Source organism: Clostridium sp. RTP31139st1_H3_RTP31139_211217 (assembly GCF_040227035.1).
GTDB lineage: Bacteria > Bacillota > Clostridia > Clostridiales > Clostridiaceae > Clostridium > Clostridium saudiense.
The window spans coordinates 46,849-58,139 of record NZ_JBCOAB010000022.1; the positions used below are offsets into that span (position 1 = coordinate 46,849).

Sequence of the window (11,291 nt, forward strand, 5' to 3'; positions counted from 1 at the left end):
CCTTACCATTTATATTCTTCTTTTAATATCCCCATCACAACAGTGTCTAGATATTTTCCCTGATAGTAATATTTGCTTCTTCTTATTCCCTCTTCTATAAAGCCACACTTTTTATAACACAATATTGCAGCTTCATTTTCTCTTACAACTTCTAACTCAACTTTATGAGCTTTTCTTTTTCCAAATAAATACCCTAAGATTGTGTGTATTGCATCGCTTCCATATCCTTTACGCCAATATTTTTTACCTATAGTTATGCTAATGCTATATATATTTCTAGCATATTTATCTTCAGAATATATTATTACGCCTACAATATTACTTTGTTTATCTACAATTACATAATTCCTTCTTGAAGGTATGTTTAAATATTTTAAATGTTCAATTATATATTTTTTTGATAATACTCCATATTGATCACCATTATATTTTAATACTTCACTATCAGAGCATAAATTATAAGCTATATCAATATCTTCTTTTAATATTTCTCTTAAATATATTTTTTTTCCATAAATCAATTTAACCCCACCCTAAATTAATAATACTATTGTTTTAACTACTTTTCTAATTACCACTTTAAAATAATATATTTATTGTAAAAATAAAGCTACAACACCTATAGAAAATCTCTACGTGTTGTAGCTTTTATTAAAATTATTATTATTGTTCAGTTATTGCTAAAGCTGCAGCTCCTAAAACTCCTGCTTTTCCACCTAAAACAGCCTTTTCTACTGTACAGCTTTCAACAAAAGTTTTCATGCATCTTTCTGAAACTACTTTTCTTATAGTGTCTAACACTATATCTCCACCATTAACTACTCCACCACCAATAACAACTTTTTCTGGGTCAAAGTTAGTTATAGTATTAGCTACCGCTATTCCAAGATAAGTTAATGAAGTTTCTAATATATTCTTAGCAACTCTATCTCCGTTAGCTGCTTCTTTAAATACTTCTTTAGCCGTTACATCTTCATAGTTCTTTAATGTTGTTTCTACATTACTTGCTACAGCTTCTTTAGCTCTCTTACCAATTGCTGTACCTGAACCAAATGCCTCTGCACATCCAACGTTTCCACATCCACATCTAGGCCCTTCAGTTGCAACTATTGTATGTCCAACTTCTAATGCATTTCCTGTAGCTCCTCTGAATAATTTTCCATTTAAAACAGCTCCGCCACCGATTCCTGTACTTGCTGTAATAAATACCATGTTTTCAGTACCTTTTCCAGCACCAAACATAAACTCTCCTAATGTAGCAACATTAGCATCATTATCTAAATAAGTTGGTAAATCATATGTTTCCCTTATTGTCTTTACTATTGCAAAGTTCTTAAAAGGTAAATTTGAATTTTGAATTATAATACCATTTTTAACATCTAACGGACCTGGAGAACCGATTCCAATTGATCTTATTGAATCTTTATCAGTTCCATCTATAACATAATTAATAGTATCTATTATTCTTCCCATAACAGCTTGTTCGCCTTCATTAGCTAAAGTTTCAACTGTTTTTTCTTTTATAATATTTCCTTCTAAATCTACTAAAGCTGTGTAAATTTTAGTTCCCCCTAAATCTACACCTACAACATATTTCTTTTCCATTTATTACCCTCCCATTTTAAGTTATACTATCTTAACTATATAAAAGTATACCATTTAAATATTACGTTTACAATTATTAGTTATGGAAAATTTGGAATTAAATCTTTTTTACACTGTAAATATATGTATTAATATTACTAGCACCTATATCTTTTATTTAAACGCAAAAAAACATCTAACAAACGTTAGATGCTTTTGGCGGAGAACAAGGGATTCGAACCCTCGCACCAGTATTATCCAGCCTACTCCCTTAGCAGGGGAGCCTCTTTAGCCACTTGAGTAATTCTCCACTTATGGCGGAGAGACAGGGATTCGAACCCTGGGTACGCTCACACGCACGCCGGTTTTCAAGACCGGTGCCTTAAACCAACTCGACCATCTCTCCAAGACAAGATTTATTATATCAATGCCCAATAATTATGTCAACACATTTTTAAAATTTTTTTTATTTTTTTTATTTTTTAATAATCTTCACTTATTACTTCTAATTTTCCACTTTCAGGATCCATTATTAAACCATGCACTTTTACATCTTTAGGTACCAATAGATGTTTTTTTATTAACTCTATACTTTCTAATACTGAATGTTCTATAGAATCAAACCCATGTAACCACTTCTTTATATCTATACCTGAGTTCGTCAATGTTTCTATTGTTTCTCTCGATACCCCACGTTCAACTATTTTATTAATTGTAGTTTCACCATCTATAGTGCTCATTCCACATCCTTTATGTCCAATTACTAATACCCCATCTGTATTAAATTCATAAATTGCAACTATAATACTTCTTATTATACTTCCAAATGGATGCATTATAGTAGCCCCTGCATTTTTTACTATTTTAGCATCTCCATTTTTCAAATTAAGTGCCTTTGGTAATAATTCCATTAATCGTGTATCCATACAAGATAAAATTACTAATTTTTTACCTGGATATTTTGTTGTTTTGTATTTCTCATATTCTTTATTTTCTACAAACATTTTATTATACTCTAATATTTCATTTAACTTATTCATACTTACACCCCAATTTATAATTTTATATAAAAAAAAAGTCTTTAGCTAATGCTAAAGACTTATGGCGGAGAGACAGGGATTCGAACCCTGGGTACGCTCACACGCACGCCGGTTTTCAAGACCGGTGCCTTAAACCAACTCGACCATCTCTCCTCGGAACAATTGTTATTATATCAACGTATAAATACTATGTCAACACTTTTTATTAAATTTTTTTATTTAATTTTATGACCACTCATTCCAGCCTTATAACTTTCTAAAAATAACTCAAAACTCTTATCTATAATTTCACTTATATTATTTTCTTTATTCATCTTAAGTAACTCTATTGCTGTTTCTACAGTACATAGATTTCCATCTTCTTGTCCTCTTCGTAAGCTAAACTTTGAGCTTCTCTCTATGTCTAAAGATATTATAGGTAAATCCTTTAAGTAATTGCTTTTTCTTATTATCTTCCAAGCTTCTTTCCATGTTCCATCTACAATAATAAATACAGGTATACTATTACTTTTACTATATTGAATTTTTCTTTTTTTCATTTCTTCATTAATAATAGGAAATATCAAATATGTGCTATAAATATTACTATTAATATAGTTTAAAACTTTTTCTGCAACCTCTCCTCTTTTCCATATAATTATTTCAGTAGATTTTGGATTTATTAGTTTTAATAAATTAGCTGTATTCGTATTTCTATATACTTCTCGTTCACTAGATAAAATTATAAACTTAGCTTTTGTTTCAACCTTTTTTATACTATTGCATATGCAGGTTATAACTGGTAAACCACACTCACTACAATTATTACATACCTTAGTTATTTGCTTTTTATTTATCATCTTAAAACCTCTTAATTACATATCTTAATAACTACATAATACTACATCTAACTATTAATAAAAAATGGTAAAGTAAGACTAAAATATTTTCTTACTTTACCATTCCTATTTTATACTAATATCAATATATTAATTTTATTTTTTTATTCAGATAATTGTCCGTGTTTTTCATAATTAGTAATTCTACTAATTTTATTTTCATCATCAACAAAAACAACCTTTGGCTTATGATTTTTTACTTCCTCTGTCTCTAAATCAGCATAAGCCATTAATATTATTTTATCTCCAACTTGTACACATCTTGCAGCAGCCCCATTTAAGCAAATCATACCTGACCCTCTTTCACCAGCTATCGTATATGTTTCAAACCTAGCTCCATTATCTATATCAACAATATGAACCTTCTCATATTCATATATTCCTGCTGCATCTAATAAATCCTCATCAACTGTAATACTGCCAACATAATTTAGTTCAGCTTGTACTACTGTTGCTCTGTGTATCTTTCCCTTTAACATATTTACCTTCATTGTTCTTCTCTCCTTGCTATAACTCATACGTAAAATTATCTATTAATCTAGTTTTTCCTATAAATACAGCTATTGCTACTAATACTGATTTATTAATTTCTTCAACTTTTTCTAAAGAACTACTATCTACAATTTCTACATAATCAATTCTTGCTAATTTTTCACTCTTAATACTATCTTCTATAATTTTAATTATGCTGGCACTATTTCTTTGTCCATTTTGAATTTCTTCTTTTCCAAGCATTAATGACTTATTTAAAATAGTAGCAGCTTCTCTTTCCTCTTCTGATAGATAAGTGTTTCTTGAACTTTTAGCTAGTCCATCTTCTTCTCTAACTATAGGACATCCAACTATCTCAACATCAATATTTAAATCTCTTACCATCCTTTTAACTACTGCTAATTGTTGAGCGTCTTTTTCCCCAAAATAAGCTCTATCTGGTGCTACGATATTAAATAACTTACTAACAACAGTGCATACACCTCTAAAGTGTATAGGCCTACTCTTACCGCATAATCCATTTGTTAATCCATTCATATCAACAAATGTAGAAAAATCATTAAAATACATTTCCTCATTTTCTGGATGGAATATAAGATTAGCTCCTGCCCTTTCGCAAATCTCACTATCTCTTTTTAAATCTCTAGGATAACTAGCTAAATCCTCTTTAGGCCCAAATTGAATAGGATTTACAAATATACTTACAACAACTTTGTCATTCTCTTCTGATGCCTTTTTAATAAGACTTTCATGACCTTCATGTAAATACCCCATTGTTGGAACAAAACCAACCTTTAATCCTTGTGATTTCCATTCCTTTACGGTACTTCTTACATCATTTATCCTTTCAACTACTCTCATTTTTCTTCCCCTTTAATATAATTTTTCAATTACGTCATCATTTATTTTAAAAGAATGTTCTTCAGCTGGAAAAACACCATCTTTAACTTCTTCAATATATTTTTTAAACGCTACATTCATCTTTTCACCTAAAGTTTCATATTTCTTAACAAATTTAGGCGTAAAATCACTATACATTCCTAACATATCTTGATAAACAAGTATTTGCCCATCACATTCTACTCCAGCTCCTATACCTATTGTTGGAATAGATAGTTTTTCAGTTATTATAGCTGCAAGCTTAGCTGGAACACATTCTAATACAACAGCAAATGCTCCTGCCTTTTCTACCGCTAAAGCAGCTTCAATAAGATTTTTTGCAGCTTCTTCATCTTTACCTTGAACCTTAAACCCACCAAATGCATTAACTGATTGTGGTGTTAATCCAATATGAGCCATAACAGGTATTGAAGCCTTTACTATTGCTTCTATTTTATCGCAAACTTCAATTCCACCTTCTAATTTAACAGCTTGTGCTCTTCCTTCTTTAATTAATCTTCCTGCATTAACTACAGCATCATAAACCGATGTTTGATATGACATAAAAGGCATGTCCCCAACTACTAAAGTGTTTTTAGTTCCTCTTGCTACAGCTCTAGTATGATGTATCATATCTTCCATAGTAACTGATAATGTATCCTCGTATCCTAAGCATACCATTCCTAATGAATCTCCAACTAAAATCCCATTTATTCCAGCTTCATCAATTATCTTTGCTGTAGAGTAATCATATGCTGTAAGCATAGTAAGCTTTTCTTTCTTTTCCTTAGCTTGTTTAAATGTAACTGCTGTATTTTTCATAACCTATTCTCCTAAATATTCATCTAAATTTTTATAATCTCTATTTGAGTTTTTTACCTTTGCTATCTTTAAAATATTCTTTGATAATAACTTATATAATTCTTTATCTTCTTCTCTTAAAACATTTAAATGATTAATTACAGTAACTAAATCGCCTCTTTCTACCGGGCCAGTTAAACTATTAATTGTTCCTTTTTCCCTAATATTCTTTAGGTTAAATTCAATTAATGGATAAAGAGCTTTCATAGCCATCTCCTGACTAAAACCACATTCTTCAAGATAATTAATACCATTATTAATTAATCCTAAAACAAGATTGCTGACAGTTACTGATGCAGCATGATATAAAGCCTTATTTTCTTTTGAAATAATAGCTACATCATTTCCTAATTGAGAAAAAAGCTGCTTAAAAAATTCAATATGTTTTTTATGTCCTTCAATTGTAATAAATGCTTGAGATAAATTTTTATAAGAATTATATTTGTCTGAAATAGCAAACATGGGATGAATAGAATAACCATAGGCACCATGATTATTTATATTTGAAAAGATTTCTGAAGAAATAGAGCCACTACAGTGGCATATTAATTTATCTTTGATAGATAATTTTTTGATTTCACTCCAAACAACACTAATTTCGCTATCAGGTGTCGTAATGAATATAGTATCACTATCTTTTATTAAATTTTCTAAATTATTATATTGCTTTGTATTAGTAAAAATTGCAGCTTCTCTAGATGAATGCTGGTTTTTACTATAATATCCGCTTATGTCTATATTATTTTCTTTTAGATATTTTCCTAAGGAAAATCCAACTTTTCCTGCTCCAATAAATCCAAATTTTATATTTATCACCTCCATAAGAGTGTGACACTACTTAGTCCCATTCAAAATTGATATGAGCTATTTCTTTTCTTCTTAAATTTTCAAATATATTATATATGGTGCGGTTTAATTAAAATACCACCCATAATAAATCTAACATATTCCTAAAATTTGTCAATACTTATTGATTAGTAAAGCTTTTATCTTATATAAAATAAAAATGAGATATGAGAAAATTATTATTAATTATCTCATATCTCATATATATTATTATTTTATAACTGATTTTCCACCCATATATGGTCTTAAAGCTTCTGGAATATTTACTGATCCATCTTCATTTAAGTTATTTTCTAAGAATGCAATTAACATTCTAGGTGGTGCAACAACTGTATTATTTAAAGTATGTGCAAAGTATCTTCCGTTTTCTCCATTTACACGAATCTTTAATCTTCTAGCTTGAGCATCTCCTAAATTAGAGCAGCTTCCAACCTCAAAGTATTTCTTTTGTCTTGGAGACCACGCTTCAACATCAATAGACTTAACCTTAAGATCCGCTAAATCTCCTGAGCAACATTCTAATGTTCTAACAGGAATATCTAAAGAACGGAATAATTCAACTGTATACTTCCATAACTTTTCAAACCATTCTTTACTTTCTTCTGGCTTACAAACAACTATCATTTCTTGTTTTTCGAATTGGTGAATTCTATAAACTCCTCTTTCTTCTATTCCATGAGCACCTTTCTCTTTTCTAAAGCATGGTGAATAACTAGTTAAAGTTTGAGGAAGAGATTCTTCTTTTAATATAGTATCAATAAATTTACCTATCATAGAATGCTCACTTGTACCTATTAAGTATAAATCTTCACCTTCTATCTTATACATCATTGATTCCATTTCAGCGAAACTCATAACACCAGTAACAACTTCACTACGAATCATGAATGGAGGTATACAGTAAGTAAATCCTTTATCAATCATGAAATCTCTAGCATAAGATAATATTCCTGATTGTAATCTAGCAATATCACCCATTAAATAATAGAATCCATTACCAGCTACTTTTCTAGCTCCATCTAAATCAACACCATTTAATTTTTCCATTATTTCTGTATGATATGGAATTTCGAATTCTGGAACTACAGGTTCACCGAATTTTTCAACTTCTACATTTTCACTATCATCTTTTCCTATTGGAACACTTGGATCAATAATATTAGGAAGAACTAACATTATATTTTTTATCTTTTCTTGAAGCTCAGTTTCCTTAGCTTCTAATTCAGCAAGACGATTAGCTTGTTCGTTAACCTTTGCTTTTAATTCTTCAGCTTCTTCTCTCTTTCCTTGACCCATTAATGCACCAATTTGCTTAGAAATTGTTTTTCTATTAGATCTTAATGAATCAGCTTCTTGTTGTGTAGCTCTGCTTTCAACATCTAAAGCAATAACTTCATCAACTAATCCAAGTTTTTGATCTTGGAACTTATTTTTAATATTTTGTTTAACTATTTCTGGATTTTCTCTTACAAATTTTAAATCTAACATAATATCCTCCAATTGTTTTTATAAATTATTTTCGTGTATAAAAAAAGAGCTCTTATCCCACATAAGGGACGAAGAACTCCGTGTTGCCACCCTAATTGATAATAATGCATATAAAGATACATTACTATCCACTCTTTACAAAACTAACGGGTTTATCCGTACTGCTCATCACAGTCCCTCCAAGGTGGATTCATAAAACATTGCTATCAGTTCACACCAACCACTGACTCTCTTAAAACAATAATCTTATTACTAGCCTTTTCAACGGTTTAACTAAATAATTTATTATAATATATTTAATATATTATAATCTCCTACTTTTTGTCAATATCCCTAGTACAAATTATATCTACACCACTATTTAATATATTCTTACATATAATACTTCCCATTTTTATAGGAATACTTACATATAATCTACTAACAACTTTTGACATTTCAATCCATAGCTCTCTTTCTACCTCAGCACTACTTTTAACAGGAATAACCTTAAACCTGTCACTACCTTTTACCCTTACTACTGATGTAAATATATCTTTTTTCCCCATAATATACTCCTACTATATTTCTTTAAATTCCTTTATTCTACCAGAAATTATATTAGAATTTTTTGAGTCATCAACTATATCTGTAATCTTTTTATCTAATTCTCTGGCTAAGATTTGTATTATTCTTTCATTACAATATGAACCATGGCAATTTCCAAATCCAGCACCTGTTCTTCTTTTAACTCCTTTAACAGTTCTTGCACCTAAAGGTCTTCTAATAGAATCAACTATTTCTCCTTCAGATACATTATTGCACATGCATATAATCTTTCCATATCTTTTATCTAATTCAATTACTTCGTTAATTTCATTCCTATTCATTTCTCTAAATCTATAAAATTCACGACGTTTATCAATGAAATTCTTTTTCAATTTGCAATTTAAACTACTGCTAATAGTATCACATAACATCTTAGCTATAGCTGGTGCTAATGTAACTTTACCATAATGCGTACCAATTACACTTATATAGCCTTTATCTATTTGCTGTTCATCAACAACTATAGAATCTTTATCATAGCTTTCCCTAAATAAATTATTTATATTTCCTTTGTTTAAGTTCTTTAATAATTTACTAGCATAATTTAAATTATCATCTAAACTTGTTTTTTCAATACTTTTTATACCAACTAATGACCCACCATTTAAAACTGGTGTTGAAACAACAAATGTATCTTTATCAAAAGTTTTCGTTACTATTCTTTCTAATTTATTTTCGTAATTATCATCAAGTAAAATATAACTCATATTTTTAAATGAATTTATATCATTTTCTGTATCCTTTTCTTCTACTATACCTTTTTCATTTATATAAATTTCATTTGCTATTGTATTAATAACTACCTTACATGAAAATTTATTTTTATTTGTAACAACTTTAAATCCCTTTGTTATATTTTGAATAGTTAATACTTCTTCTTCTAATCTAAAGTTAACACCGTTATCAGATGCAACTTCAGCATATGCTATTGCTAAATCATATGGCGCTACTATTGCAACATTTTGTGAATATAACCCCTTCTTTATTGATGTATTTATATTAGGCTCTATTTCATATACTTCATCTGGTTCTACTAAATAAACGCCATCTATGCCCCTTCTAATAGCTCTCTCATACATTTCACCTAATTTAACTACTCCATTATCATCATTAACTACTCTTAACGATCCAATTCTTTTAAAAGGTACATTAAACTTCTCACATAAATCTTCTAATAATATATTTCCTATATACTCCAATCCAGCCATTACATTATTAGATGTTTCAGAACCATCATATACTATAGAAGTATTAACGAAAGATACATCATCAGCAATATCATATTCCTTTTCAATTACAGCTATATTTAAATTATATTTAGATAATTCATAAGCAACAGCACATCCAATAATACCGCCACCTAAAACTAAAACATCATAATCCATAATCCAATTCCCCTAATTTATAAAATAAATCCCTTTTCTTTTAATTCATCCTTTATTAACTGCATATTCTCATCAGAATCAGCAGATATTGTGTGAAGATGTATTCCATCAGTAAGTACTGATAATGGCTTTGCCTTTATATCTTCTAATGAAGCTCTAAACTTATTTAAATCATTAAGATTCTTTATTCTTAATGCTCCACATATCTCTCCATAAATAGGATGCTCAACTATTACATCTTCTATAATGCCTCCATATTTAACTACAATCTCCATCTCATTAAACATTTCATCATCATTATGTTTTACTGCTATTATTGATTTTACCCTACTATTATCATCATTAATCATATAACCATCTGGTGTCGCTATTATATTATTTCCTTTAGCTCTTAATATAGCTATATCCTTAACTATTATTTGTCTGGTAACATTAAAATTTTCAGCTAATGTTGTACCTTTAATTGCTCTTTTTTCTTTTATTAATATTCCCATAATAGCATTTCGTCTTTCATCAGCTTTCATAATTAATCCCATCCTTTAATTTCTATTATCACTTTCTCTTATTATCTCTAGCAATTTATTTCCTACTACATTGTTATTGTGATGATATCTAACTGTATCTAAAAATTCTTTATCATATACATTAAATTGTTTTAATAAATTAGCTCCCTTTTCAGCATGATTATAATAAGAGTCTACAGCCTTAATAGTGTTATATTTTTTTAATTTACCCTTACTTACTTTATTAAGTATTACTAAAACTGATTTTTCAACTATATTAAGTCCATATTCTCCTTTTCCTATATCATGAAGTAATGCAGCTTTTGCAACTCTTTTAGTATTTAAGCCTTTATCTTTTGATAAATTAACCGCATCTTTACTTACTCTAATACAATGTTGCTTATCCATTTTCTTTAATCTATTAAACAACCTTTTTTCTTTCTTATTTAAAAATTTGTTTACATAGTCCTTATCAATATCTTCCGATAATGATTTTATTGCCCAAAAAAATTGTTTTACTCTATATAACACGATTTTTACCACCTAGTTTTTAACATATATTGTAATACACATTCATATTTATAATACCACTATTAGATAAAAAATAAAGTCTAAATAATATTATTCATATATTTTTTATAATAAACGCAAAAAAAGCTACGAAATAAATCGTAGCTTTGGTGGAGGTAAAGGGATTCGAACCCTTGACCCCTTGCGTGCAAGGCAAGTGCTCTCCCAACTGAGCTA

General features: G+C 29.1%; 13 protein-coding genes, 3 tRNA genes and 1 other annotated feature. All 16 genes read right to left on the reverse strand.

The window, feature by feature from the left end; genetic code table 11:
- Positions 1–2: 2 nt before the first annotated feature.
- Positions 3–521, reverse strand: coding sequence for a GNAT family N-acetyltransferase (locus ABUA17_RS10625; RefSeq protein ID WP_042401171.1), 519 nt, complete (start codon positions 519–521; stop codon positions 3–5).
- A 142-nt stretch (positions 522–663) separates the two neighbouring features.
- Positions 664–1,605 (reverse strand): ROK family protein, encoded by a 942-nt coding sequence (locus tag ABUA17_RS10630; RefSeq protein ID WP_055291665.1) that lies wholly within the window; start codon positions 1,603–1,605, stop codon positions 664–666.
- Positions 1,606–1,801: 196 nt separating this feature from the next.
- Positions 1,802–1,894: transfer RNA gene (locus tag ABUA17_RS10635), tRNA-Ser, on the reverse strand.
- 5 nt (positions 1,895–1,899) lie between these two features.
- A tRNA-Ser gene (locus ABUA17_RS10640) sits at positions 1,900–1,990 on the reverse strand.
- A gap of 76 nt (positions 1,991–2,066) precedes the next feature.
- Positions 2,067–2,624, reverse strand: coding sequence for a beta-class carbonic anhydrase (locus ABUA17_RS10645; protein ID WP_195951507.1), 558 nt, complete (start codon positions 2,622–2,624; stop codon positions 2,067–2,069).
- Between the two features lie 62 nt (positions 2,625–2,686).
- Positions 2,687–2,777, reverse strand: a tRNA-Ser gene (locus ABUA17_RS10650).
- A gap of 62 nt (positions 2,778–2,839) precedes the next feature.
- Entirely contained in the window at positions 2,840–3,463 is a 624-nt protein-coding gene (locus ABUA17_RS10655; protein ID WP_055275440.1) for a tRNA-uridine aminocarboxypropyltransferase, read from the reverse strand.
- Between the two features lie 143 nt (positions 3,464–3,606).
- Complete coding sequence (panD, locus tag ABUA17_RS10660; RefSeq protein ID WP_042402790.1) at positions 3,607–3,993, reverse strand: aspartate 1-decarboxylase; 387 nt, start codon at positions 3,991–3,993, stop codon at positions 3,607–3,609.
- 16 nt (positions 3,994–4,009) lie between these two features.
- Complete coding sequence (panC, locus tag ABUA17_RS10665; RefSeq protein ID WP_195951508.1) at positions 4,010–4,855, reverse strand: pantoate--beta-alanine ligase; 846 nt, start codon at positions 4,853–4,855, stop codon at positions 4,010–4,012.
- Between the two features lie 12 nt (positions 4,856–4,867).
- Positions 4,868–5,695, reverse strand: a complete 828-nt coding sequence (panB, locus tag ABUA17_RS10670) for a 3-methyl-2-oxobutanoate hydroxymethyltransferase (RefSeq protein WP_042402795.1) — start codon at positions 5,693–5,695, stop codon at positions 4,868–4,870.
- A 3-nt stretch (positions 5,696–5,698) separates the two neighbouring features.
- Positions 5,699–6,550 (reverse strand): Rossmann-like and DUF2520 domain-containing protein, encoded by an 852-nt coding sequence (locus ABUA17_RS10675; protein ID WP_154821361.1) that lies wholly within the window; start codon positions 6,548–6,550, stop codon positions 5,699–5,701.
- 240 nt (positions 6,551–6,790) lie between these two features.
- Entirely contained in the window at positions 6,791–8,068 is a 1,278-nt protein-coding gene (gene serS / locus ABUA17_RS10680; RefSeq protein WP_042402801.1) for a serine--tRNA ligase, read from the reverse strand.
- Positions 8,069–8,129: 61 nt separating this feature from the next.
- Positions 8,130–8,342: a binding site (T-box leader), on the reverse strand.
- A gap of 40 nt (positions 8,343–8,382) precedes the next feature.
- Positions 8,383–8,616 carry a DUF1667 domain-containing protein gene (locus ABUA17_RS10685; protein ID WP_042402805.1) on the reverse strand — a complete coding sequence of 78 codons (234 nt, stop codon included), beginning with the start codon at positions 8,614–8,616 and terminating at the stop codon, positions 8,383–8,385.
- A gap of 12 nt (positions 8,617–8,628) precedes the next feature.
- Positions 8,629–10,041: an NAD(P)/FAD-dependent oxidoreductase gene (locus tag ABUA17_RS10690; protein WP_195951509.1), complete on the reverse strand. Its 1,413-nt coding sequence runs from the start codon at positions 10,039–10,041 to the stop codon at positions 8,629–8,631.
- 17 nt (positions 10,042–10,058) lie between these two features.
- A complete protein-coding gene (locus tag ABUA17_RS10695) occupies positions 10,059–10,565 on the reverse strand; it encodes a transcription repressor NadR (RefSeq protein WP_042402812.1) in 507 nt (168 codons plus the stop codon).
- 15 nt (positions 10,566–10,580) lie between these two features.
- Positions 10,581–11,075, reverse strand: coding sequence for an HDIG domain-containing metalloprotein (locus ABUA17_RS10700; protein ID WP_070098852.1), 495 nt, complete (start codon positions 11,073–11,075; stop codon positions 10,581–10,583).
- Positions 11,076–11,291 lie beyond the last annotated feature (216 nt).